23 protein-coding genes are annotated in these 23,513 nt (G+C 68.9%); 16 read left to right on the forward strand and 7 right to left on the reverse strand.

Going from position 1 to position 23,513, the window contains the following annotated elements; genetic code table 11:
* The first annotated feature begins 178 nt into the window (after nucleotides 1–178).
* Nucleotides 179–1,474 carry a mannosyltransferase gene (locus tag FFS72_RS15520; protein ID WP_137874786.1) on the forward strand — a complete coding sequence of 432 codons (1,296 nt, stop codon included), beginning with the start codon at nucleotides 179–181 and terminating at the stop codon, nucleotides 1,472–1,474.
* Here the strand turns inward: FFS72_RS15520 and FFS72_RS15525 are convergent.
* Nucleotides 1,419–1,706 (reverse strand): 4a-hydroxytetrahydrobiopterin dehydratase, encoded by a 288-nt coding sequence (locus FFS72_RS15525; RefSeq protein ID WP_137874787.1) that lies wholly within the window; start codon nucleotides 1,704–1,706, stop codon nucleotides 1,419–1,421. The genes FFS72_RS15520 and FFS72_RS15525 overlap by 56 nt on opposite strands.
* Before the next feature lie 15 nt (nucleotides 1,707–1,721).
* On the opposite strand from FFS72_RS15525, the gene FFS72_RS15530 reads away from it, so the two are divergent.
* Nucleotides 1,722–2,138 carry a (deoxy)nucleoside triphosphate pyrophosphohydrolase gene (locus FFS72_RS15530; protein WP_171018701.1) on the forward strand — a complete coding sequence of 139 codons (417 nt, stop codon included), beginning with the start codon at nucleotides 1,722–1,724 and terminating at the stop codon, nucleotides 2,136–2,138.
* A gap of 10 nt (nucleotides 2,139–2,148) precedes the next feature.
* Here the strand turns inward: FFS72_RS15530 and FFS72_RS26495 are convergent, their stop codons facing one another.
* Together FFS72_RS26495 and FFS72_RS15535 are read right to left on the reverse strand one after the other, a co-directional pair.
* Complete coding sequence (locus tag FFS72_RS26495) at nucleotides 2,149–2,325, reverse strand: hypothetical protein (protein ID WP_171018702.1); 177 nt, start codon at nucleotides 2,323–2,325, stop codon at nucleotides 2,149–2,151.
* Nucleotides 2,326–2,409: 84 nt separating this feature from the next.
* Nucleotides 2,410–3,822, reverse strand: coding sequence for an FAD-binding oxidoreductase (locus FFS72_RS15535; protein ID WP_137874788.1), 1,413 nt, complete (start codon nucleotides 3,820–3,822; stop codon nucleotides 2,410–2,412).
* 113 nt (nucleotides 3,823–3,935) lie between these two features.
* On the opposite strand from FFS72_RS15535, the gene FFS72_RS15540 reads away from it, so the two are divergent.
* From FFS72_RS15540 to FFS72_RS15565, 8 genes are all read left to right on the forward strand, one after another.
* Nucleotides 3,936–4,940 (forward strand): helix-turn-helix transcriptional regulator, encoded by a 1,005-nt coding sequence (locus FFS72_RS15540; RefSeq protein ID WP_137874789.1) that lies wholly within the window; start codon nucleotides 3,936–3,938, stop codon nucleotides 4,938–4,940.
* Nucleotides 4,941–4,943: 3 nt separating this feature from the next.
* Nucleotides 4,944–5,084 carry a hypothetical protein gene (locus FFS72_RS26500; protein WP_171018703.1) on the forward strand — a complete coding sequence of 47 codons (141 nt, stop codon included), beginning with the start codon at nucleotides 4,944–4,946 and terminating at the stop codon, nucleotides 5,082–5,084.
* A 255-nt stretch (nucleotides 5,085–5,339) separates the two neighbouring features.
* Nucleotides 5,340–7,235, forward strand: a complete 1,896-nt coding sequence (gene typA, locus FFS72_RS15545) for a translational GTPase TypA (protein WP_137874790.1) — start codon at nucleotides 5,340–5,342, stop codon at nucleotides 7,233–7,235.
* A gap of 108 nt (nucleotides 7,236–7,343) precedes the next feature.
* Nucleotides 7,344–9,137, forward strand: a complete 1,794-nt coding sequence (locus FFS72_RS15550) for an ABC transporter family substrate-binding protein (RefSeq protein WP_137874856.1) — start codon at nucleotides 7,344–7,346, stop codon at nucleotides 9,135–9,137.
* Nucleotides 9,134–10,036, forward strand: coding sequence for an N-acetyl-1-D-myo-inositol-2-amino-2-deoxy-alpha-D-glucopyranoside deacetylase (mshB, locus tag FFS72_RS15555; protein WP_137874791.1), 903 nt, complete (start codon nucleotides 9,134–9,136; stop codon nucleotides 10,034–10,036). The genes FFS72_RS15550 and mshB overlap by 4 nt, the downstream gene beginning before the upstream one ends.
* Before the next feature lie 88 nt (nucleotides 10,037–10,124).
* Entirely contained in the window at nucleotides 10,125–11,504 is a 1,380-nt protein-coding gene (gad, locus tag FFS72_RS15560) for a glutamate decarboxylase (protein ID WP_137874792.1), read from the forward strand.
* Between the two features lie 94 nt (nucleotides 11,505–11,598).
* Entirely contained in the window at nucleotides 11,599–11,754 is a 156-nt protein-coding gene (locus tag FFS72_RS26505; RefSeq protein WP_171018704.1) for a hypothetical protein, read from the forward strand.
* 25 nt (nucleotides 11,755–11,779) lie between these two features.
* Nucleotides 11,780–12,187 carry a hypothetical protein gene (locus FFS72_RS15565; protein WP_137874793.1) on the forward strand — a complete coding sequence of 136 codons (408 nt, stop codon included), beginning with the start codon at nucleotides 11,780–11,782 and terminating at the stop codon, nucleotides 12,185–12,187.
* Nucleotides 12,188–12,509: 322 nt separating this feature from the next.
* Here FFS72_RS15565 and FFS72_RS15570 read toward each other — a convergent pair whose 3' ends face one another.
* From FFS72_RS15570 to FFS72_RS15585, 4 genes are all read right to left on the reverse strand, one after another.
* Nucleotides 12,510–13,196, reverse strand: a complete 687-nt coding sequence (locus FFS72_RS15570) for a uracil-DNA glycosylase (protein WP_137874857.1) — start codon at nucleotides 13,194–13,196, stop codon at nucleotides 12,510–12,512.
* An 87-nt stretch (nucleotides 13,197–13,283) separates the two neighbouring features.
* Nucleotides 13,284–14,252, reverse strand: coding sequence for an esterase/lipase family protein (locus FFS72_RS15575; RefSeq protein ID WP_137874794.1), 969 nt, complete (start codon nucleotides 14,250–14,252; stop codon nucleotides 13,284–13,286).
* A gap of 117 nt (nucleotides 14,253–14,369) precedes the next feature.
* Nucleotides 14,370–15,917: a PH domain-containing protein gene (locus FFS72_RS15580; protein ID WP_137874795.1), complete on the reverse strand. Its 1,548-nt coding sequence runs from the start codon at nucleotides 15,915–15,917 to the stop codon at nucleotides 14,370–14,372.
* A complete protein-coding gene (locus FFS72_RS15585) occupies nucleotides 15,914–16,426 on the reverse strand; it encodes a PH domain-containing protein (protein WP_137874796.1) in 513 nt (170 codons plus the stop codon). Before FFS72_RS15585 ends, FFS72_RS15580 begins: the two co-directional genes overlap by 4 nt.
* A 126-nt stretch (nucleotides 16,427–16,552) precedes the next feature.
* On the opposite strand from FFS72_RS15585, the gene FFS72_RS15590 reads away from it, so the two are divergent.
* From FFS72_RS15590 to pruA, 6 genes are all read left to right on the forward strand, one after another.
* On the forward strand, nucleotides 16,553–16,738 hold the full coding sequence (locus FFS72_RS15590; RefSeq protein WP_137874797.1) for an Rv3202a family protein: 186 nt from the start codon (nucleotides 16,553–16,555) through the stop codon (nucleotides 16,736–16,738).
* 89 nt (nucleotides 16,739–16,827) lie between these two features.
* Nucleotides 16,828–19,371, forward strand: a complete 2,544-nt coding sequence (locus FFS72_RS15595; protein WP_502704124.1) for a bifunctional FO biosynthesis protein CofGH — start codon at nucleotides 16,828–16,830, stop codon at nucleotides 19,369–19,371.
* Nucleotides 19,368–20,159 (forward strand): hypothetical protein, encoded by a 792-nt coding sequence (locus FFS72_RS15600; RefSeq protein ID WP_137874799.1) that lies wholly within the window; start codon nucleotides 19,368–19,370, stop codon nucleotides 20,157–20,159. The genes FFS72_RS15595 and FFS72_RS15600 overlap by 4 nt, the downstream gene beginning before the upstream one ends.
* Nucleotides 20,160–20,266: 107 nt before the next feature.
* Complete coding sequence (fdxA, locus tag FFS72_RS15605) at nucleotides 20,267–20,590, forward strand: ferredoxin (RefSeq protein WP_050063124.1); 324 nt, start codon at nucleotides 20,267–20,269, stop codon at nucleotides 20,588–20,590.
* A gap of 18 nt (nucleotides 20,591–20,608) precedes the next feature.
* Nucleotides 20,609–21,706, forward strand: coding sequence for a succinyldiaminopimelate transaminase (gene dapC / locus FFS72_RS15610; RefSeq protein ID WP_137874800.1), 1,098 nt, complete (start codon nucleotides 20,609–20,611; stop codon nucleotides 21,704–21,706).
* Nucleotides 21,707–21,867: 161 nt separating this feature from the next.
* Complete coding sequence (gene pruA, locus FFS72_RS15615; protein WP_137874801.1) at nucleotides 21,868–23,511, forward strand: L-glutamate gamma-semialdehyde dehydrogenase; 1,644 nt, start codon at nucleotides 21,868–21,870, stop codon at nucleotides 23,509–23,511.
* The last annotated feature ends 2 nt before the right edge of the window (nucleotides 23,512–23,513 follow it).

Raw genomic sequence — 23,513 nt, forward strand, 5'->3', positions numbered from 1 at the left:
CGACGATGTCGACGTCCCGACGATAGCGTGTTACGGGAGTGAACTCTGAGGTAGTTGATGCAACTGTTACGTGCTGCCGTCGCCGTGCATCGAGTCCGCCGCCCCTGACGTAGGCTCGCCGACGACCAAGTCGGGTCCGGCCCGCAGGAACACCACCACCCTGGAGAACACGAGCACAGTGTCCGAGACGACCCCTGCGTCCGAGGCGAACCACGCCGCCCCGGCCCGCGGCCCCAGGACACGGGCGGACCGATTCCTGCGGCTGGCACCCCTGCTCCTTCTCGTCTCGGTCGCGGCACGGATGGCATGGTCCCTGCTCAGCGCCAACGGCATGAACCTCGTCGACCTGCACGTGTACGTGGACGGATCTGCGGCCCTGCTCCAGGGCGACCTGTACGACTTCACGTACTCCGAGGTGACTCCCGACTTCCCGCTGCCGTTCACCTACCCACCGTTCGCCGCGCTCGTCTTCTTCCCACTGCACTATCTGCCGTTCCCCGTCGTCGGCATCGGATGGCAACTCGCGACGATCGGAGCGCTCTACCTGCTGGTCCGGATGAGCATCGAACTGCTCCATGGCACCCGAACGGCGTGGACACGCGGACTCGACCGCCGATGGACGTCCATCGCCCTCCTGTGGACCGTGGTCGGAATGTGGACGGAACCGGTCCGCACCACCCTGGACTACGGACAGGTCAACGTGTTCCTCGCGCTCGGGGCGATGGTCGCGGTGCGCTCGACTCGGTGGTGGCTTGCGGGCGGGCTCGTCGGATTCGTCGCAGGCATCAAGCTGACTCCGGCGGTAACCGGGTTGTACTTCGTGCTGCGGCGCCGCTGGAAGGACGCGGTGTTCGCCGCGGTCGCCTTCGGCGGCACCGTCGCCCTCAGCTACCTGCTGATCGGGAACGAGGCGCGCACCTACTTCGAGCACCTGCTCGGAGACGCGTCTCGGATCGGGCCGGTCGGGTCGGTCTGGAACCAGTCCCTGCGCGGCGCGATCAGCCGGGTCGCCGGACACGACGTCGGCAGCGGCGGGGTGTGGCTCGTCGGGGTTGCGGTCGCGGCAGTGCTCGCGTGGTTCGCGTGGCGGTCCCTCGGGCGTGACGATCTGCTGGGCACGCTGGTGATCGTCCAACTGTTCGGGCTGCTGCTCTCGCCGATCTCCTGGTCGCACCACTGGGTGTGGCTGATCCCGATGTCGATCTGGCTGGTGCACGGTCCGCTCGCCGACCGCCTCGGCTCGAAGATCCTCGCCGGAATGTGGCTGACGTCGATGCTGGTCGGTGTGCCGTGGGTGCTGAGCTTCTTCCAGGATTCGATCTGGCTGATCTCCCGGCCCGGCCTCCTGGCGTGGCTCGGTGCGGTCGACGTCATCGGGACGGCGGCCTTCTTCCTGTGGGTGATCTACGCCGGTCGGGTCAGCCCGCGGCCAGCCGGTCGATCGCCCGCGCCAGCGTCACGTCCAGATCGGTGATTCCGCCCTTGAAATGGGTGGAGCACCGGAACGTGAGCGTTCGCCAGCGGATGTCGATGTCGGGGTGGTGATTGCCCGACTCGGCGATCTCGGCCACCCGGTCGACCAGGGTGATCGCGTCGGGAAACGTGGGCAGTTCGATGGTTCGGACGATCGCCGCGCCGTCGCGGCGCCACTGCGGCAGCCCCGTCAGTGCCTCGGCGACCTCTGCGTCGGTCAGCAACTCCGCCATGGTCATGATGGTCCCATGCGCACGGGTGCGAGCAACAGGGACGACCGGCGGGAAGTGGCCGCCGCGGCGATCGTCGAGGATGGCCGGCTGCTGCTCGCGCAGCGCGTGAGCCCGCCGGAACTGGCAGGCCGGTGGGAGCTTCCCGGCGGCAAGATCGAACCTGGCGAGACGCCTGCCGAGGGACTTCGACGCGAACTGCGCGAGGAGCTCGGCGTCGAGACGGTCGTCGGTGCGCGGATCGGTGTGGACGTGCCGCTGCCGAACGGGATGGTGCTGCGGGCGTATGCCGTGGAATTGAAGTCAGGCGTCCCGGTGGCGCTCGCACATGCCGCGGTGCGGTGGGTCGGCGCCGCCGACCTCCTTGGCGCCGACCTGGTGCCCAACGATCGCGCCTGGTTGCCCGAGCTGATCGGCCTCCTCGCCGTCAGGTAGGTCGGTCGGCTCAGGCGGCACGCGCCTTCTTCAGGCCCTTCTTGAGTTCCTTGCCGGTTGCGCCCTGGTCCTCGAGCTTCTTCATCCGCATGATGACGACCGGGCACTTCACACACCGGGTCTTGCTGCGGCAGCACTTCTTCTTCGGCTTCAGGCTCGACACCTTCTTCGCCTTGACCTTGCTCATCGGCGACCGGGACCTTCCACTCGACAACCACGAAGCGACTCTCCGAGGGAGGTTAGCGTGTCCTCAGTCGCCCTGGACCTCGGGTCAGCGGCCGTGCACCGGGTAGTTGCCGCGGATCACGTGCGACGGGTCGACCGACTCCTTCAGTCGACCTAGCGAGTTCAGGACCGGCGCGTCGAAAGCGCGGTCCAGTGACTCGCCCGGCCCGAGGAGCGTCGGGACGGTGGGGCCCGCGGACCAGGGTGCGAGCTCGTCGAACAATGTCGACATCGCCTCCGCTCCGGCAGCGAGCAGATCGGGTGCAGGCGCGACGGTCAGCGTCATCACCGCATACTCGGCACCGCGAGGCCGGAGGTCGAATGCGCCGGCCCGCCCCGTGCGCGACGGACCGCCCAGGTGACGGAACTGGATCTGGCTCAGCGGAAGCGAGCCGGCCGTACCGGCGCGCTCGACCACCAGGTCGACGAGGTCGTCGTCCAACGCGGTGAGCATCATCGAGGAGTGCACGCCCGGTGACGGATCCGTCGGCTCCTCGCAGATCGTGCCGACGTCGCCCGGCTGCAGTGGGCGAGTGGTGTCGCGCAGGACCGTGCCCGCCGCGCGGATCGAGGCCAATCGGGTCGTGAGCTCGCCCTCCGAGCCCAGCAGTATCGCGTCGACGAAGCAGAACGACTGCCCGCGGATCTCGTCGGGCAGCTCCGGGATCGGCGGGAAGTGCATGATCGACGCCCACACCGACAGTTCCGCCGGAGCGGTGGCCGTCAGGGCGGCGACAGCGCGCAGCACCGCCGCGGCGTCGGTGGCGGGAAAGGCGACTCGGCCGCCCGTGATCTCGGGAGCCGGGAAGAGGTCGATCTCGACGGCGGTGACGATGCCGAACTCGCCGCCTCCCCCGCGAAGGGCCCACATCAGTTCGGGGGACGTGTCGTCGCTGATCCACCGGTGCGTGCCGCCCGCGTCGACCAGTTCGACCGCGCTCAGCGACCCCGATCCCGGCCCGTACGGGCGGGTGAACCACGACAGTCCGCCGCCCAGGCAGAAGCCCACCACCGAGACGTCGGGATTCGAGCCGACCAAACCGGTCAGGCCGGTTCCGTCGAGCGCGGACTGCAGCGCACCCCACTTCACGCCCGCTCCGACTCGCGCGGTCCGCGCGGTGGAGTCGATCCAGATGTCGTCGAGGGCGGCGGTCCGGATCAGGAGGGTGTCGTCGAGCGCCTTGTTCGCCCCGTGGCCACCCGGCTGCGCCGTCACGCGGACACCGCATTCGGCGGCGAAGCGGACGGTCTTGACGACGTCGGCGACGGTCGCGGCAGTGACGACCGCGGCGGGACGTTGCGTCACGCTCACGTTCCACGCCAGGGTCGCGGCAGGCCAGTCGTGATCGCCCGGGAGGTGGAGCCTGCCGTCGAGGTCGGCGGCGAGCAGGTCCCACGCGGCGGTGGCGGAGCGGGTGCGGGAGCGGTGGGCGTCGAGGTCGATCGGTGTCGATGTCATGGCCGCCAGCCTGCGGCGGTGTGACGGCCGGGCACATCCCTCGCGACCGGGCCTTCGACATCCCAGGAACCTGGGGTGTCGGAATTGCGCCGCGCACGGGAGGATTCCACGCCATGACGACCATGCGCGCGGAAACGGTCCGCACCAAGCTGGACGCTCTGTCGCGGGCCGGTGGGTCGTGGCAGGAGTTCGGCCTGACCGCCATGGAGTTGTTGACGAAGGCGGTGCCGTTCGACGCGGCGTGCTTCGGCACGATCGATCCAGCGACGTCGATGGTGACCGGTTCGGTCAAGTCCGGACTCGACAACCCGTGCGAGGTCGAGTTCGCCTTCCACGAGTACGTCGAGGACGACGTCAGTCTCTTCACCGATCTGGCCCGTCGCAAGGTCGGCGTGAGCATCCTCCACGAGGAGACCGGGGGCGATCCGAGGCGCAGCTCCCGGTTCCGGGATCTGTTCGAGCCGATGTTCGACCTCGGGCACGAGATGCGGGCGACGATCCGGACCGGTGGAGACGTGTGGGGCGGCTTGGCCATCTATCGGCGGGCGGGTGGCAGTGGGTTCAGCCCGGCGGAGGCCGATTTCCTCCAGGGGTTGTCCGGGACGCTCGCCGTCGGGGTTCGCGCCGGCCTGATCGTGGACGCGGCACGGGGGGTCGAGGTCGGCGTCGAAGCGGGAGAGCGGTTCGCTGCGGACAGGGTGGACGGACCCGCGGTCCTCACCTTCGACCACCACAACCAGCTGTGTCAGGCCACCCTGGCCGCGCAGGCGCGTGTCGAGGAACTCGGTGGGGACCTCTGGGCGGAACTTCCCCAGCCGGTGTTGGCGACGCTGGCGGGTGCGCGGGCGTTCGCGGCGGGGCGGACGTCGGCTCCTCCGCGTGTTCGGGTCCGCTCGGTGACCGGCCAGTGGCTGGCCGTCCACGCCGCCACGCTCACCGGGCGCGCGGGTCATCCCACCCAGATCGTGGTCACGATCGAGCCGGCAGGCGCACCCGAGGTTGTACCGCTGGTGGTGGCGGCGTTCGGGCTGACGGCCCGGGAACGCGACGTCGTGGACGGGGTCCTGCGCGGGGCGAGCACCGCCGAGATCGCCAAGGCTCTGCATCTGTCCCCGTAGACGGTGCAGGACCACCTCAAGGTCGTCTTCGACAAGGCGGGCGTCTCGAACCGGAAGGAACTCAGCGCTCGGGTGTTCTTCGACCACTACGCCCCACGGAAGGACTCCCGGGTGGGGCCGTCCGGGTGGTTCGCTCGGCCCTGAACGCCGCCCGTGTCGCAGATCACTATTCCCTGGTCAGGGGCCGTGATCGGGGATTGCGATGTGTGGAACCGGTGCGCAGGCGGGTAGGATGTTCGCTGGCCGCAGTCCCTGCACCAGCGCAAAATGTCGATTCGGCACGCGACGTTCGGTTTGACGGGGGTCGCGAATGGAAATCACGCATGCGCGTAGCGGCAGCCAGAAGCCGTGCGACCCCAAATTCGTGTGGCCCCATCAGCAGCCAGGAGAACGCCCCGCGTGAGCACCACCAATTTCCGCAACGTCGCCATCGTCGCGCACGTCGACCATGGCAAGACCACCCTCGTCGACGCGATGCTGCGCCAGTCCGGCGCCTTCGCCGAGCGCGCCGAGCTGGTCGACCGCGTGATGGACTCCGGTGACCTGGAGCGCGAAAAGGGCATCACCATCCTCGCGAAGAACACCGCGGTCCACCGCCACAACGAAGACGGCTCCGTCACCGTCATCAACGTGATCGACACTCCGGGCCACGCCGACTTCGGTGGCGAGGTCGAGCGCGGCCTGTCCATGGTCGACGGCGTCGTCCTGCTCGTCGACGCGTCCGAGGGCCCGCTGCCGCAGACCCGATTCGTGCTCCGCAAGGCCCTCTCGGCGTCCCTGCCGGTCATCATCGTCGTGAACAAGACGGACCGCCCCGATGCCCGCATCGAGGAGGTCGTCACCGAGGCCCAGGACCTGCTCCTCGACCTGGCGTCCGACCTCGACGACGAGGCCGCTCAGGCCGCCGAGGCGCTGCTCGACCTCCCGGTCCTGTACGCGTCGGGCCGTGAGGGCAAGGCGTCGCTGAACCGTCCCGAGGACGGCCAGGCGCCCGACACCGAGAACCTCAACGTGCTCTTCGACGTGCTGATGGAGCACGTCCCGGCGCCCAAGGGCGACGAGAACGCACCGCTGCAGGCCCATGTCACCAACCTCGACGCGTCCGACTTCCTCGGCCGTCTCGCGCTGGTTCGCATCCACAACGGCCAGCTCCGCAAGGGCCAGAACGTCGCGTGGATGCATGCCGACGGCGTGAAGACCGTCAAGATCACCGAGCTGCTCAAGACGGTCGGCGTCACCCGTGAGCCCGGCGAGAGCGCAGGCGCAGGCGACATCGTCGCCGTCGCGGGCATCCCGGAGATCATGATCGGCGACACCCTCGCCGACACCGAGAACCCGGTCGCACTGCCGACCATCACCGTCGACGAGCCCGCGATCTCGGTCGTCATCGGAACCAACACCTCGCCGCTCGTCGGCCGGGTGAAGGGGCACAAGCTCACCGCGCGCATGGTCAAGACGCGCCTGGACTCCGAGCTGATCGGCAACGTGTCGCTGCGCGTCCTCGACATCGGTCGCCCGGACGCCTGGGAGGTGCAGGGCCGCGGCGAGCTGGCGCTGGCCATCCTCGTCGAGCAGATGCGCCGTGAGGGCTTCGAGCTGACCGTCGGCAAGCCGCAGGTGGTTACCCGTCAGGTCGACGGCAAGCTGCACGAGCCGTTCGAGGAACTGACCATCGACACCCCGGAAGAGCACCTCGGCGCGATCACGCAGCTGCTCGCGAACCGCAAGGGCAAGATGGTCCAGATGACCAACCACGGAACCGGTTGGGTCCGTATGGAGTTCATCGTCCCGTCGCGTGGCCTGATCGGGTTCCGCACCGACTTCCTCACCGAAACCCGCGGCACCGGCATCGCCAATGCCGTCTCGCACGGTTACGGACCCTGGGCCGGCGAGATCCGCGCGCGCCACACCGGTTCGCTCGTCTCGGACCGGAGCGGCAGCGTGACCCCGTTCGCCATGATCCAGCTGTCGGATCGCGGCACATTCTTCGTCGATCCGGGTGCCGACACCTACGAGGGCATGGTCGTGGGCATCAACCCGCGCGCCGAGGACCTCGACATCAATGTCACCAAGGAAAAGAAGCTCACCAACATGCGTTCGGCGACGGCCGACGTCACGGAGACGCTCGCGAAGCCGATCGAGCTGACCCTCGAGTCCGCGATGGAGTTCTGCGCGGGCGACGAGTGCGTCGAGGTCACCCCGGAGGCCATCCGCGTCCGCAAGGTCCACCTGAACGCGACCGAGCGCGCCCGCGAGCGTTCGCGCGCGAAGTCCCGTGACAAGGCTGCGCTGTAAAGTGCGCTGACGTGCCTGTGCGCCTTCGCGGTAGCTCCGACTACCGCGAAGGCGCACAGGCGGCGTAGCCGCTTACGAAGGGAACGGTGGGTGCGAGCGATCCTGCGGATGGTGACCGTGTTGGTCTCCGGACTGGCCCTGGCGGGCTGCACGGCAAACCCACCACCCCCGGTGGAGAGCACGGACAGTCCGAAACCCACCACCACCGTTCCCACCAAGAACACCGTCGTCGTCGGGATCGACGAGATCGGGCAGGGTTTCAACCCGCACCTGCTCTCGGACCAGTCTCCGGTCAACGCGGCCGTCACCTCGATGGTGCTGCCGAGTCCCTTCCGGCCGATCCAGAGTCCGACCGTGCCTGGCGGGACGGACTGGGTGCCCGACGAGTCGCTGCTCGTGACAGCGGACGTGACGTCGCAGGCGCCGTTCACGATCACCTATCAACTCCGCAACGAAGCCCAGTGGTCGGACAGCGCACCCATCGCCGCCGAGGACTTCCGCTACCTGTGGCGGCAGATGATCAGCCAGCCCGGCGTCGTCGACCCCGCCGGCTACGCGCTGATCGACGACATCGCCTCGTCGGCGGGCGGCAAGACCGTCACCGTCACCCTGACGTCGCCCTATCCGGCATGGCGCGAGCTCTTCACGGACCTGTTGCCGTCGCATCTCGTCAAGGACACTCCGGGCGGTTTCTCCCGCGGGCTCGCGGAGAACATCCCGGTCTCCGGTGGGCACTTCCACATCAAGAGCGTCGACCGTGGACGCGACGAGATCCTGCTCGAACGCAACGACCGCTTCTGGGGAACGCCAGCGACGCCCGATCAGATCCTGATGCGGCGCGGTGGATCGAACGCCCAGCTCACCGATTCGGTCCGGTCCGGTGACACCCAGGTCGTGCAGGTGCGCGGTGCCGGTTCCCTGCAGGCGCAGCTCGCCGCGGTCCCCGGGGTGCGGGCGGGTACGACACCGCAACCGCGAGTCCTGGACCTGACGTTCAACGGCCGCACCGACGTCGTGGCGGATCAGCGTGTACGGCGTGCCCTCACCGGCCTGCTGAACACGGATCTGCTCGCATCGGTGGGGTCGCCGTCGGGCGCGAACGCGACGGTCGCCCGAGCCCAGGTGCTCGCACCGTCCGCACCCGGATACGTTCCGACGGCTCCGCCTGCGCTCACCCGGGACGACGCGCTGCGTCTGCTCGCGGAATCCGGGTGGATTCTCGACGTCCCGCAGGCGCAGCCCGACGACTCCGCGGAGGCTCCGGAGGAAGAGGTGCGTCTGGTTCGCGACGGTGAACAGCTGGCGTTGACAATCGGTGCGACCACCGGCGACGACTCCGCGATCGCGGTTGCGAACACGGTTGCCGACCAGTTGCGCGGCACCGGTGTCCTGGTCGATGTCACGACGATGCGTGCCGAGGAACTGTACGGGCAGGCACTGGTCGAGGGTCGTGTGGACGCGGTCGTCGGCTGGGCGCGTGCGGGCGCGGATCCCGCGACCGTGCTGGCGTCCCGATACGGGTGCCCGCTGCCCGCTGCACCCGAGGCTGAGCCGACGGGCGAGGCGAGCGCAGCCGCGGGCACCGCGGCGACCGAAGCGCCGGACGCCACCGACGAGGATTCGGAAGACGCTCCGAATCCCGAAGCCCCGAGCAACATTTCGGGCCTGTGTGATCCCGCCTTGCAGCAGGGGATCGATGCCGCACTGCGTGGTGTCGGCGACGTCGGGCAGGTGATCTCCCAGGCCGAGCCGCGCCTGTGGGACCTTGCCGCGGTGCTGCCGATCCTGCAGGACACGACGGTGGTCGCGGCGGGGCCGGACGTGGACGGCGTGACGCTGTCCGGGGCGATCGAGGTCGGCATCTTCGGTGACGCCGCGAACTGGTCGAGGACTCAGGGATGACGACGCACCACGTGACTGCCGTGAACGATTCGACGCCGCCCCGGCGTGTGCTGCTGGTGCACGCGCACCCCGATGACGAGTCGCTGACGACCGGCGGCACCATCGCCCGGTACGCGGCGGAGGGCGCCGAGGTCACGGTGGTGACCTGCACTCTCGGCGAGGAGGGCGAGGTCATCGGGGAGAGCTGGGCCGGTCTCGTCGCCGACGAGGCCGACCAGCTCGGGGGATACCGGATCCTGGAACTGACCGCGGCACTCGGCCGCCTCGGGGTGTCCTCGCCGCTGTTCCTCGGCGGCGCCGGTCGTTGGCGCGACTCCGGGATGGCAGGCACCCCGGCCGCACGGAATCCGCGGGCGTTCGTGAACGCCGACGCCGACGAGGTGGTCGAGGCGCTGGTCCGGGTGATCCGGGAGCGGCGCCCGCAGGTCGTCGTCTGCTACGACCCGCAGGGCGGGTACGGCCATCCCGACCACATCCGGGTGCACGACGTCGTGACGGCGGCTGTCGAGTCGGCCGCGTCGGATGCTGGAGCCGGGGCTCCGTGGGACGTGGCGAAGCTGTACTGGACCGTGACCGAGGAGACGTCTCTGGCTGCAGGTCTCGAGTGCATCACCGAGTTCCAAGCGAGCTGGCGTCTGCCCGAACCCGGTGAGTTGCCGTGCGTTCCGGACTCCGAGGTCACGACGACGGTCGACGTTCGTGAGCACCTGGCGGCGAAGGTGGCGGCCTTCGAGGCGCATGCGACGCAGGTGACGGTGTCTCCGAGTGGGACGGAGTATGCGCTGTCGAACGACATCGTGCAGCCGATCCTCGTCGACGAGCACTACGTTCTGGTGCGCGGGACGCTCGGTGACGTGGCCGCCGACGGACGCGAGCGGGATCTGTTCTCCGGACTGTGAAACGGCCTTGCGCGGGCTACGCTGTGGTCGATTCACCTGTGTGACTTCCAAGTGTGTGTGAGCTTCACCCACGAAGGGACGAGTGCTGATGGCACTGCACAAGGTCGGTGACCGATCCGACATCACCGACGACATCTATTCGACGCCGCTGAGTGAAGCGGAGCTTCCGAAGTATCGAATGCCAGAGGGGTCGTCGGATCCGCGAATCGTCCGAGCGTTGATCCACGGCGAACTGGCCCTCGACGGAAACTCCTCGCAGAACCTCGCGACCTTCTGTTCCACGTGGTCGGAGGACGAGGTGCATCGTCTGATGGACGAGTGCATGGACAAGAACATGATCGACAAGGACGAGTACCCACAGACCGCGGAGATCGAGTCTCGTTGCGTGCACATGCTCGCCGACCTGTGGAACAGTCCGGACGGCCGCAACACGGTCGGGTGTTCGACGACGGGGTCCAGCGAGGCCGCGATGCTCGGCGGACTGGCACTGAAGTGGCGGTGGCGGGAACGCAGGCGCGCGGCAGGGCAGTCGACCGACCGCCCGAACCTGGTGTGCGGTCCGGTGCAGGTGTGCTGGGAGAAGTTCGCCCGCTACTTCGACGTCGAGTTGCGGCAGGTCCCGGTGGAGGAGGGTGCCACCGGAATGCAGCCGCACCAGCTGAGGGAGTACGTGGACGAGAACACCATCGGTGTCGTCGCGATCCTGGGCGTCACCTACACGTGCGACTACGAGCCGATCGCGGAGATCGCCGCCGAACTCGACGCGATCCAGGCGGATCACGGTTGGGACATTCCTGTCCACGTGGATGCCGCGAGTGGTGGCTTCATTGCGCCGTTCGTGCAGCCGGAGCTGGTGTGGGACTTCAGGATCGAGCGTGTCGCGTCGATCAACTCGTCCGGTCACAAGTACGGGCTGGCGCCACTCGGAGTGGGCTGGGCGATCTGGCGGAGCGCGGACCTGCTCCCCGAGGACCTGGTGTTCCGGGTCAGCTACCTCGGCGGTGACATGCCGACCTTCGCGTTGAACTTCTCCCGGCCGGGCGGCGAGATCGTCGCGCAGTACTACCTGCTGCTGCGTCTCGGGAGGGAGGGCTACCGTCGGATCCAGCAGGCGTGCGCGGACACGGCCAAGCACCTTGCCGACGAGATCCGAGAGATGGGCCCGTTCACCATCCTTTACGACGGCACCGGCGGGCTGCCTGCGGTGTCGTACACGCTCACCGATCCGGAGAACGCAGGATTCTCGCTGTACGACCTGAGCGACCGCCTGCGGATGCGTGGCTGGCAGGTGCCGTCCTATCCGTTGCCCGCGAACCGGGAGAACACGGTGATCCAGCGGGTTCTGGTGCGGCACGGAATTTCTCGTGACGTGATCGAGTTGCTTGCCCGCGACATCGAGGAGTCGGTCGCGGCGTTGAGTGGCGGCGGGGTCCCCGCGGCCAGTGAGCGCACGAGTTTCCATCACTGAGTCGGTTTCTCGGCGAGACAGGTGACGGGCAGCGTCCTTCCCTCTAGGCTGTGATCTGGATCATAGTTGCGGGGGATGGCTCGGAGGTGCCGGCGTGAACTGGAGCGTGCAGAACCAGATAGTGGAGTTCGTGGACTCGCTGCGGCCCAATTCGCAGATGCATCACGATCAGTACATGAACGCGCTGCACGGATTCGTCCACATGCAGTCGAACCTCCTGACGATGCTCGGGTACCCGCCCGTGGGGTGAGTGCCCGGCGCCTACGATCGACGGCATGACCACCGCACCCGCCGCCGACCACGGGACCGTCGACCGTTTGATCCTGACGTTGCTGGTGTTCGACGGGTTCCTGACGGCGCTGCTGGCCGTGCTGTTCCTACCGACGCACATCGGGGCGGTGGCGGTGCCGGTGAGCGCGCTGGTCGCGGGTGTCGTGAACGTGCTGCTCGTCCGCGGGGCGAGGTCCGTCACCGACAGCGTCGGGCAGGCGACGTGGCCGCTCGTCGCCTGGTTCGTGGGGTTTCTCGTGTGCATGGTCGGTGGTCCCGGTGGGGACCGACTGCTCCCTGCGGACTGGCGCACGCTGCTGCTGCTCGCCGTCGGCCTGCTTCCGCCGATCGCGATGCTGTTCAAATGGGGAGCCGACGCCGCGGTGGAGCGTGGGCAGGCGACGCGGCGCTGAGCGTCGGGGCCCCTACCGAACGATGACCTGCGGCGCGCCCTCGAGATCGGTTCCCGGTAGACCCTCGCCGAACCGCCGGCTGTACCCCGGGGAGATCTTGCAGAACCCCTTGCAGGACTCGTTCAGCTTGCCGAACGTGTTGGGATTGACGGCGGTGTACGAACGGAGGGCCGGATCGCCCACTGGTGGAGTGCCCTCGCGCGACGAGGCTCCACAAAGGCATCGGGTCGGAATTCCACTGATCACCGCAACTGTCGCGCCGAACATCGTGCGCGACAACTCGAGCGCGGTACCACCTTGTTGAGGGTGCGAACGAATTCGACTATCGGACAGGTAAAAGCGCGGCGCGCGCCGCATCCCGGAGAACGCTCTCGATCATGGGTGGAGTGAGCCTGCCGGTGAAGGTGTTCTGCTGGCTGACGTGATAGCAGCCGAACAGGTGCAGCGGCCCGTCCGGGCCGGAAAGTTCGACGTGGGCGCCGTGACCGAACTTCGGCCGCGGCCGCGGCACCGTCCACCCGGCATCGGCGAGCGCGGGAAGCAGTGCCTGCCAACCGAATCCACCGAGCACGACCACCGACCGCAGCGTCGGGGAGAGCATGCGCAACTCCTCGTCGAGCCAGCGGCGGCACGTGTCGCGCTCGGTGGGGGTCGGCTTGTTGTCGGGTGGCGCGCAGTGCACGGGCGAGGTGACCCTGGTGCCGAGTAGGGCGAGTCCGTCGTCGATCGACACCGCGGTCGGCTGATTCGCCAGGCCCACGGCGTGCAGCGCCGCGTAGAGCACGTCACCGCTGCGGTCTCCGGTGAACATGCGCCCAGTTCGGTTGGCGCCGTGGGCGGCGGGTGCCAACCCCACGATCAGGAGTGAGGCGTCGTTCGGTCCGAACCCGGGCACCGGACGGCCCCAATAGGTTTGGTCGCGGAAGGCGGCCCGTTTCTCGCGGGCCACCTGCTCGCGCCACTCGACAAGCCGTGGGCAGAGCCTGCAGTCGACGAGGTCGGCGTCCATCGCGGGGAGTGTGGCATACGGTTCCACGGGTTCGACGCTACCGGTGCGGTGGGCCCGCTGCCCGAGTCCACCGCACCGGAGCATGCCCTAGCAGGGAGGTGTACCCGCGAGTGTCGGGTCGAGGGCCTGGCGGGCGAGGAACAGTGGAACAGGGTGATTCAGCATTCCGACCGGTGCACCGTCAACGACGTTGTTGGCGTGGCGGATCGCCAAGGTCGGAATCTGGCACCTGTCCTGAACGGTGACGTTGTACACCGATCCTTCGGTGCCGGGGGCCGGGTGGAGGAACGGGAGGGGCGGCAGGTCCGGATCCCGATCCGCCTGAGTGATGACGCGGTCCGTCGTCGTGGCGATGACCGTGTACTCGATTCCGGGGAATGTCTCCTTGTTGTCGGCGTTGAGAGCGGCCAGGAACGCCGAGCCGATGATCTGCTGCTGTACGGCGATCGGCTGCCTCGCTGCCTTGGCGTCGGCCTCGGTCCTGTACAGGCCGTTGAAGTCGGTGCCGTGGGTCGACGGGGCCAGCATGACGAGGTTATGGATCGTGTTTCGTGCTGCGCCACCCTCGAACCGGAGGTACTGGCGGGTCACGGTGCCGCCCTGCGAGTGGCCGACGATGTCGACCTGTGCGGACTGGGTTCGGGTGCGCACCGTTTCGACGAAGGTGTCCAGCTCCTTCGCCGAGTTCTCGATCGCGGCGACGCCGTACCCCCATTTCGGCAGGAAGGTTGCAGGGTCGAACAGGATTCCCTTGCCGTAGTTCAGGGCGAAGACGCAGTAGTTGTCGCGTTGCAGTTCCGCGGCCAACGGCTTCCAGCTGTCCGCGGCGGTCATCTTCGTGCCGTGCACGAGCACAACCGGACGTGGGTGCTCGGCCGACCTGCATTCGAAGTTGTTCACGCCGGCAAGACCGACATCGTCGGACGCCTGCGCGCCTGAGGATCCCATGTCCGAGGACTGAGCGGTGGCGGTGGTCGCGGGGAGCAACGTGGCGCCGAGCGCGAACAGTGCGACGGTGGCCAGGCCGGTCGTGACAGTGCGAAGCCGGTCGATCACGTGAGCTCTCCTTGTGAGTGATGAATGCCGCACGAAACAGCGCAGACGTTCTGTTTTAGCAGCGTCACCCTGGCGGAGAGGGAGAATGCGAAAGCCCACGGGTCGTGGCCTCCGGGGTCAGTTCCTGCGCGTCCAGATGTCGCCTGCACCCGGGGTGACGGTCTCGACGAGACTCCATGCCTCCTGAGCAGGGAGATCGAGCACGTCGTAGTGACCAGTTCCGGCCGGGGTCGCGGCGATGACGGTTGCGACCCCGGCGCGGCGCTGGAAGAAGGTTTGCCGCACCGTCCACGCCACGATGCCGTCGGCGTCGACGGTGTGCCTGCCGCGGTCGAGTGATCCGTGCCGGGTCACCAACCGGCCTGGCGGGGTGGCATGCCCGAGACCGCGATACCGGTCGTGGGCGAGCAGGCCCGCGGCGACGGCCAGGATCGCGACCGCGGTCCACACCTGCCAGCCGATCGGTGCACCGGCCGTGTCCGCGACGCCCACCGCAGCGGCGAGAACGACCACCGGCAGCAAAGCCCGGCTGTACCTGCGGCGCTGAGCCGCGGGTCCGTGGGAGTGCAGCGGGGTGGCATCCCGCGATCGCAGCACCAGGGACTCGACCCGCTGCACCTCGGGCCGCGGCGCCTGCGGCAGCAGCAGCGACGAGAACCGCTGATCGGCCGACACGCCCGTCATCACCGCATCCAGCCGGGCGGCGCCCGCCAGTCGCAGCAGCAGCGGCTCACGGAGGCTGGTGCCGCGCAGGCGCGCCCGGTCCAGTGTCGTCTGCCGGGTGCGGAGCAGCCCGTGACTCACGTGCAGGACCCGTCCGTCGTCGGTCACCGTCAGGTTGCCGAAGGTCAGCAGGTAGCGGACGCAGGCGAGCGCGCTCGCGATCGCGACGAGCGCCACGACGCCGATCGTCACCGCTGCCGCGACACCCCAGCCGCGCAGCACGTCCAGGCCCTCGGAGATCGTGTCGGAGTCGGCGACGCGTTGCCCCAATCCGTACTGGAACACCAGGCCGATTGCGGCGGCGACGGTGAGGACGCCCGTGGTCGAGAGCGGGGCGTACCGAACCCAGGACGGCGACCAGTGTGCGATCTCGACCCCACGCGGTGCCTGCGTGGGGTCGGATGCCTCGGGGGAGTCCGTGGCACCGTGTGTGAACAGCAGCGCCTCGCGCAGCGCGGGGACGAGCCGGGCGTCGAGGGCGTTGAGTTCGAACCTGGCCGATTCGCCCGGCTTCTCGGCTCGCTGCCCCGTTCCGATCCGGACAACCGAGAGACCGAGGACGCGGTGCAGCAGTCCGGCCTCGACATCGACCGACCGGATCCGGTTCCGTGGAACGGACAGGACCTTGCGCTGGAACACCCCGGTCCGCAACTGCACATGGACGGGCCCGATGCGGTAACTCGTCGTGAACCACCGTGCGATCGCGTACGCCACCAGCACGGACAGGGCGATCAGACCCCAGTAGTGGTTGCCGCTCTGTGTGCCGACGACCAGCGAGATCAGCAGCACCGGGAGGAGTTTGACCGCTTCGTCGACGGGATGGACGAGCAACATCCGCTTGTCGAGGCGCAGCCACGGCTGCTCCTGTTCGGCGGCGAGGGCGTCCGGACCCGACTGTTCCGGTGGGGCGGTGCCGGGGGCCGGTGACCGCGGCACGGTCATGTCGCGTCCCCCCGGTTGCGTCCGGCGATCTCGGTGAGTCGGGCGACGGTGGCGTCGGCGATCTCGGTGTCGAGCGCCGCGATCCGCACCGCACCCGCGGACGAGGCGGTGGTGACGGTGACCGTGGCGAGTCCGAGCAGGCGGTCGACCGGGCCGCGTTCGGTGTCGACGGTCTGGACGCGGCTGATCGGCGCGATGCGACGTTCCTGGGTGAACCACCCGGACCGCGTGTAGACGGCGGTGTCGCTGACCTCCCAGCGGTGCACCCGGTAGCGCCAGCCGGGCACGACCAGCACGTGCGCGAGCGCGAGCGCCGCCGACGCCGCGAACACCGTCACGTGCGGCCACGACGTCCACGCGCCGTCGACGACCGCCCAGACGACCTGCGCGACGAAAACCGGGATCCACATCAGGGCAGCGTTCACCGCCCACAGCAGCGGAGCCCGTGAGCTCGGCTTCCACCGCGGGTCGGCCATCGTGACGGGGGAGGAGAAGGCCGGGGTGCTCATCACCCCTCCACACTGCCGCACCAGACGCCAACGGCGCTCGTGGGCGCTGTGCGTGTCCCCGGACCCGTGAAACCGCGCACGGGCGCCGAAGGCGCCTAACCTGGACAGGAGCGGAAGGAGTGTGCCGTGGATCGACTCGAGAACGAGGTACCGGACGTCGACCGCGCCGAGCAGGCGGACCCGGTGGTGCCGGACGACGAGCAGGAGGATGCGGCGCAGGTCGAGACGGTCGGCACCAGGGAGGTCGACGAGGCCGACGCGGTGGAGCAGTCCCGTGCCGTTCCCGACGACGAGGACTACCCCCGCAGCTGACCTGCCCTGGCGTAGATCTCCGGCAATGGCGCATGATCGACTGCGTGACTGCTGACGACGCCACTTCCTCGATGCTGCCCGACCCGACGATGCCGGTCGCGGCACCGTCGACGGTGCGTGAATTGCCGGCACCGCCGGCGTCCGCGATGCGACGTGCGCTGCGACGTGCCCGGGACGGGGCGACACTGAACGTCGACGAGGCGACGGTGCTGCTGCACGCCAAGGGCAGCGACCTCGACGATCTGTGTACCTCGGCGGCGCGTGTCCGGGACGCCGGCCTGGAGGCGGCGGGCAGGCCGAAGACCGTCAGCTACTCCCGCAAGGTGTTCATCCCGCTGACCCGGCTGTGCCGCGACAAGTGCCACTACTGCACGTTCGTCACCGTGCCCGGCAAGCTGCGCGCCGAGGGGCACGGGATGTACCTGGACCCGGACGAGGTGCTCGACATCGCCCGCCGGGGCGCCGAACTGGGCTGCAAGGAGGCGCTCTTCACGCTCGGTGACCGTCCGGAGGCACGGTGGCCCGAGGCGCGGGAGTGGCTCGAATCGCGGGGCTACGACTCGACCCTGGACTACGTGCGGGCCATGTCGATCCGGGTGCTCGAGGAGACCGGTCTGCTGCCGCACCTGAATCCGGGCGTGATGAGCTGGGAGGAGATCTCGCGGCTCAAGCCCGTCGCGCCGTCGATGGGCATGATGCTCGAGACGACGTCGACGCGGCTGTTCACCGAGAAGGGGCAATGCCACCACGGCAGCCCCGACAAGGATCCGGCGGTTCGGCTGCGGACGTTGACGGACGCCGGTCGGCTGTCGGTGCCGTTCACCACCGGACTGCTGGTGGGAATCGGCGAGACGATGACCGATCGCGCCGAGACGATCATGGAGATCCGCAAGTCGCACAAGGCGTTCGGACACGTTCAGGAAGTGATCGTGCAGAACTTCCTGGCCAAGGACGACACCGCGATGCGGGAGACGCCCGACGCGGGGATCGAGGAGTTCCGAGCCGCGATCGCCGTCACCCGGCTGGTGCTCGGACCGGCGATGCGGATCCAATCGCCGCCGAACCTGGTGTCGGGGGACGAGTGCCTGGCGTTGATCGCGTCCGGTGTCGACGACTGGGGCGGGGTGTCGCCGCTGACGCCCGACCACGTCAACCCGGAACGCCCGTGGCCGAACCTCGACACGCTCGCCGCGATCACCGCCGAGGCCGGGTACACGCTCGTCGAGCGCACGGCCGCCCAGCCGCAGTACGTGCTGGCAGGCTCGCCGTGGATCGACCCGCGCATCGCCGGGCACGTGCAGGCACTCGCCGACCCGGTCACCGGCATGGCCCGTACCGACGTGATTCCGGCAGGCCTGCCGTGGCAGGAACCGGACGAGATGTGGTCGTCGAGCGGCCGCATCGACCTGAACACCGCCATCGACACCGACGGCCGCAACACCGAGACCCGGAGCGACCTGGGCAGCGCGTTCGGCGACTGGGACACGGTCCGCGAGCAGGTGCTCTCGCTCAGCGCCCCGCAGAAGGTCGATTCGGACGTGCTGACGGCGCTCCGAAACGCCGAGCGCGACCCGGCGGGCTGCTCCGACGACGACTACCGCGCACTCGCGACCGCCGACGGTGCGGGCCTCGAAGCCCTCGTCGCGCTGGCCGACGGCCTGCGTCGCGAGGTGGTCGGCGACGACGTCACCTACGTGGTGAACCGGAACATCAACTTCACCAACATCTGCTACACCGGCTGCCGGTTCTGCGCGTTCGCGCAGCGCAAGGGGGACGCGGACGCGTTCACCCTGTCGGCATCCGAGGTCGCGGACCGGGCGTGGGAGGCGCACGTCGCCGGGGCGACCGAGGTCTGCATGCAGGGTGGTATCGACCCGGAACTCCCGGTCACCGGGTACGCCGACCTGGTGCGCGCGGTCAAGGAACGGGTTCCGTCGATGCACGTGCACGCGTTCAGCCCGATGGAGATCGTCAACGGCGCCTCGCGCGGCGGACAGTCGGTGCGGGACTGGCTGACGGAACTGCGGGCAGCGGGCCTCGACACCATCCCCGGAACGGCCGCGGAGATCCTCGACGACGAGGTCCGCTGGGTCCTCACCAAGGGCAAGCTGCCGACGAGCACCTGGGTCGACGTGGTCACGACGGCGCACGAGGTGGGCCTGCGGTCGAGTTCGACGATGATGTACGGCCACGTCGACCAGCCGCACCACTGGGTGGGCCACCTGAACGTGCTCCGCGGAATCCAGGACCGCACCGGCGGTTTCACCGAGTTCGTGCTGCTGCCGTTCGTGCACCAGTCGTCGCCGCTGTACCTGGCGGGGGCGTCGCGTCCGGGGCCGACGATGCGGGACAACCGGGCCGCGCACGCGCTGGCGCGGGTGATGCTGCACGGCCGTATCCACAATATTCAGACGAGTTGGGTCAAACTGGGGATCGAGGGCACCCAGGCGATGCTGCAGGGCGGTGCCAACGATCTCGGAGGCACGCTCATGGAGGAGACCATTTCCCGCATGGCCGGCTCGCAGCACGGGTCGGAGAAGACCGTCGCCGAACTGCGCTCCATCGCGGAGGGCATCGGCAGGCCCGCCCGGGAACGCACGACCAGTTACGCCGAGCGGGTGGTCGTGTCATGAGCGGCGGGGACCCGATCGGCGACGAGCGGGTCGTCGCGGTTCTCGACCGCGCGGCGTGGGGTGTCAACCCGATTCTAGATCTGGCGTCCGTCGACCCGTTCGGGATCAAGGCGCGCACCTTCCTGCCCCCGGTCGAGGGTGGGTCGGCGCTCGACCGCGTCCTCGACGGGGTGGCGTGGCTGCTGGACCTCGCCGAAGTGCCGGGCACCGCGGCGTGGGAGCGGGCCGGGGACGAGCGTCGAGCGAGTTGGTGGCTGACACGCCTCGGGACCCTGAACACGATGGTCGTGGCGTTCCCGGGTGTCCTCGGACCGGTTGCGAAGCGTCTGCCGCTGCAGGACCTGCTCGGGTTCGCGAACCAGACACTTGTTCTCGTGGCGGTCGCCCGTGAACTGGGCGTCACCGACCGGACCGCCCAGGTGGAGTTGCTGGCGTCGGTGCTCTGCGGTCGGGAGATCGATGCGCGCACCCTGCTCGCCGACACCACCGACATCGCTGAACGCGTCGACGACCAGCCCGCCGGCTGGCGACCGTTCGCCGCGATCGGCGGTCTGTGGTCGACCGCGCGGACGTTGCGGGCCATTCCCGACGAACTGCACCGCAGGCCTCAGCCGATACGGGTGTTTCAGGTGCTCGGTCACGTGCCTCTGGTGGGTGCGATCGCCGGATATCTCGGTGAGCGGGGCGCCCTGTTCGATGCCGCGGTGCAGGGGAAACGGTGGATCGACGGGCACACCGTGCGGACCGCCGTCGCGGGGCAGGGTGTGCACGGAATCACCACCGTCTGAGGGCACCCTTACCGGACCGTTGTCCGGGGGAGGGGTGATACTTGTTACCCGGGTACCGCGCCTCGTGGTGTCCTGCAAAGAAGGTCCGTGTCAGAAAGGCAGCGGCAGTGCCCTACACGATTGCTGAACCGTGCGTGGATGTGCTCGACAAGGCGTGCATCGAAGAATGCCCCGTCGACTGTATTTACGAGGGCGGCCGGATGCTCTACATCCACCCCGACGAGTGCGTGGACTGCGGCGCCTGTGAGCCCGTCTGCCCCGTCGAAGCCATCTTCTACGAAGACGACGTCCCGGATCAGTGGAACGACTACGTTTCCGCGAACGTCGACTTCTTCGTCGAGCTCGGATCACCCGGCGGTGCCGCCAAGCTCGGCAAGGTCGACTACGACCCGCCGTTCATCAAGGCACTCCCGCCCATGGGCGAGCACTGAGCGTCGAGGTTCCCGACCGTGCCTCGTAACGCCGTCTCTCGCGGCCTGCCCGACTTCCCGTGGGACTCGCTCGCCGGCGCGAAGGCCACGGCGCAGTCGCATCCCGACGGCATCGTCAACCTGTCCGTCGGTACCCCGGTCGACCCCGTCGCGCCCCTGATTCGGGACGCGTTGGCGTCGGTGTCGCACGTGCCCGGGTACCCGACCACTCACGGTGAACCCGCGCTGCGGGAGGCCGCGGTGGCGGCGCTCGCCCGGCGGTACGGCATCACCGGTGTCGATCCGGTGGCGGTGCTGCCCGCGATCGGGACGAAGGAGATGATCGCCTGGATGCCGACCCTCCTCGGGCTCGGCAAGGGCGATCTGGTGGTGATCCCCGAGGTCGCGTACCCGACTTACGAGGTGGGCGCGCTGCTGGCAGGCTGCCGCGTGCTGCGGGCGGACGGTTTGACGCGTCTCGGTCCCGAGCGGCCCGAGCTGATCTTCGTCAACTCGCCGTCCAACCCGACCGGCAAGGTGCTCGGCATCGATCACCTCCGCAAGGTCGTCGAGTTCGCGCGCAGCCGGAACGCGATCGTCGTGTCCGACGAGTGCTACCTGGGGTTGACGTGGGACGCCGAGGCGTACTCGATCCTGGATCCGCGCGTCTGCGACGGCGACCACACCAATCTGCTTGCGGTGCACTCGCTGTCGAAGACGTCGAACCTGGCCAGCTACCGGGCCGGCTTCGTCACCGGCGACCCGGCACTCGTTGCCGAGTTGCTCGAGGTGCGAAAGCACGCGGGCATGATCATGCCGCTCACCGTGCAGGCCGCGATGACGGCGGCACTGAACGACGACGAGCACGAGAACGAGCAGCGTGAGCGGTACCGCAAGCGTCGTGAGGTTCTGCTGGGTGCCGTCCGCGGCGCCGGATTCACCGTCGACAACTCCGAGGCCGGCCTCTACCTGTGGCTGACCCGCGAGGAGGCGTGCCGTGACACCGTCGACTGGTTCGCGGAGCGTGGCATCCTCGTCGCCCCCGGCGACTTCTACGGTCCCGGCAGCCGCCGCCACGTGCGAATGGCGCTGACCGAGACCGACGAGCGCATCGCCGCGGCAGCGTCCCGCCTGTAGGCAGCTTCGGCCCCCGCAAGCGGGAGGCGCCCCAGCTCGTGCGCGTGTCGGGGGTCTGTGGACCTCCACAACACGCACGAGCGCCGACGGCGCCTTACCCTGGACTTCAGTTCCTCGGTACCGGGGTTCCGCCCCGGTCCCACCTCGGGACAGGAGGCAGCATGGACGCCGTCACGCAGGTTCCCGCGCCGGCCAACGAGCCGGTGCACTCGTACGCTCCGGGTAGTCGCGAGCGCACCATCCTCGCCGGCGAGCTCGCCGAGATCGCCGGGGCTCCGATCGACCTCCCGCACGTCATCGGTGGCGTGCACCGGATGGGCGACGGGGAGCGGATCGACGTCGTGCAGCCGCACCGCCGGACCGCGGTCCTGGGCACGATCACAGACGCCACCCACGAGGACGCCGACGACGCCGTGACCGCGGCCGTCGCGGCGGCTCCGGGATGGCGGTCGCTGCCGTTCGACGAGCGCGCCGCGGTGATCCTGCGCGCCGCCGACCTGCTGTCCGGCCCCTGGCGCGAAACCATCGCGGCGGCAACGATGCTCGGACAGTCGAAATCCGTGCAGCAGGCCGAGATCGACGCGCCGTGCGAACTGGTCGACTTCTGGCGGTTCAACGTGCACTTCGCGCGGCAGATCCTCGCCGAGCAGCCGGTGTCGAGTCCGGGGGTGTGGAACCGGATGGAGTACCGGCCTCTGGAAGGTTTCGTCTACGCGGTGACGCCGTTCAACTTCACCGCGATCGCCGGCAACCTGCCGACCGCGCCCGCGTTGATGGGGAACACCGTGGTGTGGAAACCGTCTCCCACCCAGACGCTTTCGGCGTACTGGACGATGAGAGTTCTCGAGGAGGCCGGGCTGCCGCCTGGGGTGATCAATCTCGTCACCGGGACGGGTCCCGCGGTGTCGGACGTCGTCCTCTCCGACCCTCGTCTCGCAGGCATCCACTTCACCGGCTCGACCCGCACCTTCCAGCACCTGTGGCGGGAAGTGGGCACCAACATCGACCGCTACCACGGCTATCCGCGGATCGTCGGCGAGACCGGCGGCAAGGACTTCGTCGTCGCGCATTCGTCCGCGGACCCGGACGCCCTGCGGACCGCGCTGATTCGGGGCGCCTTCGAATACCAGGGGCAGAAGTGTTCGGCGGCGTCTCGCGCCTACGTTCCGCGGTCGGTGTGGGAGGAGATGGGGGAGGACTTCCTCGCCGAGACGGACGAGCTCGCCTATGGGGACGTCACCGACCTGGCGAACTTCGGCGGGGCACTGATCGATCAGCGGGCCTACGACAAGAACGTCGCGGCCATCGAGCGGGCGCGCGGAGCCGCCGGCGTCAAGGTCGCGGTCGGCGGCACGTACGACGACGGCGTCGGCTGGTTCGTGCGACCGACGGTGCTGCTCGCCGACGACCCCGGCGACGAGGCGTTCGCCACCGAGTACTTCGGGCCGATCCTGTCGGTGCACGTCTACGACGACGCCACCCCGACCGCGTTCGAGGACCTGCTCACGGTGGTCGACAGGACCGCGCCGTACGCCCTGACCGGGGCGGTGATCGCCGACGACCGAGTTGCGGTGGAGAAGGCCATGGCGGCACTGCGATTCACCGCGGGGAACTTCTATGTGAACGACAAACCGACCGGTGCCGTGGTGGGGCAGCAGCCGTTCGGTGGGGCGCGGGCGTCCGGTACCAACGACAAGGCGGGCTCGCCGCTGAACCTGCTGCGCTGGACGTCGGCTCGCACGATCAAGGAGACGTTCGTGCCGCCCACCGACCATCGCTACCCGCACATGGGACCGGAGGTGTAGCG

The organism is Rhodococcus sp. Q (genome assembly GCF_005503035.1).
Taxonomy (GTDB): domain Bacteria; phylum Actinomycetota; class Actinomycetes; order Mycobacteriales; family Mycobacteriaceae; genus Rhodococcus_G.

Bases quoted from the DNA above. Each gene is read 5' to 3' on its own strand.
- FFS72_RS15525 (WP_137874787.1), bottom strand. From the start codon at position 1,706: ATGGCGGAGTTGCTGACCGACGCAGAGGTCGCCGAGGCACTGACGGGG.
- FFS72_RS15530 (WP_171018701.1), top strand. From the start codon at position 1,722: ATGCGCACGGGTGCGAGCAACAGGGACGACCGGCGGGAAGTGGCCGCC.
- FFS72_RS26495 (WP_171018702.1), bottom strand. From the start codon at position 2,325: ATGAGCAAGGTCAAGGCGAAGAAGGTGTCGAGCCTGAAGCCGAAGAAG.
- FFS72_RS15535 (WP_137874788.1), bottom strand. From the start codon at position 3,822: ATGACATCGACACCGATCGACCTCGACGCCCACCGCTCCCGCACCCGC.
- FFS72_RS15540 (WP_137874789.1), top strand. From the start codon at position 3,936: ATGACGACCATGCGCGCGGAAACGGTCCGCACCAAGCTGGACGCTCTG.
- FFS72_RS15550 (WP_137874856.1), top strand. From the start codon at position 7,344: ATGGTGACCGTGTTGGTCTCCGGACTGGCCCTGGCGGGCTGCACGGCA.
- mshB (WP_137874791.1), top strand. From the start codon at position 9,134: ATGACGACGCACCACGTGACTGCCGTGAACGATTCGACGCCGCCCCGG.
- gad (WP_137874792.1), top strand. From the start codon at position 10,125: ATGGCACTGCACAAGGTCGGTGACCGATCCGACATCACCGACGACATC.
- FFS72_RS15565 (WP_137874793.1), top strand. From the start codon at position 11,780: ATGACCACCGCACCCGCCGCCGACCACGGGACCGTCGACCGTTTGATC.
- FFS72_RS15570 (WP_137874857.1), bottom strand. From the start codon at position 13,196: ATGGACGCCGACCTCGTCGACTGCAGGCTCTGCCCACGGCTTGTCGAG.
- FFS72_RS15580 (WP_137874795.1), bottom strand. From the start codon at position 15,917: ATGACCGTGCCGCGGTCACCGGCCCCCGGCACCGCCCCACCGGAACAG.
- FFS72_RS15585 (WP_137874796.1), bottom strand. From the start codon at position 16,426: ATGAGCACCCCGGCCTTCTCCTCCCCCGTCACGATGGCCGACCCGCGG.
- FFS72_RS15595 (WP_502704124.1), top strand. From the start codon at position 16,828: ATGCCGGTCGCGGCACCGTCGACGGTGCGTGAATTGCCGGCACCGCCG.
- FFS72_RS15600 (WP_137874799.1), top strand. From the start codon at position 19,368: ATGAGCGGCGGGGACCCGATCGGCGACGAGCGGGTCGTCGCGGTTCTC.
- pruA (WP_137874801.1), top strand. From the start codon at position 21,868: ATGGACGCCGTCACGCAGGTTCCCGCGCCGGCCAACGAGCCGGTGCAC.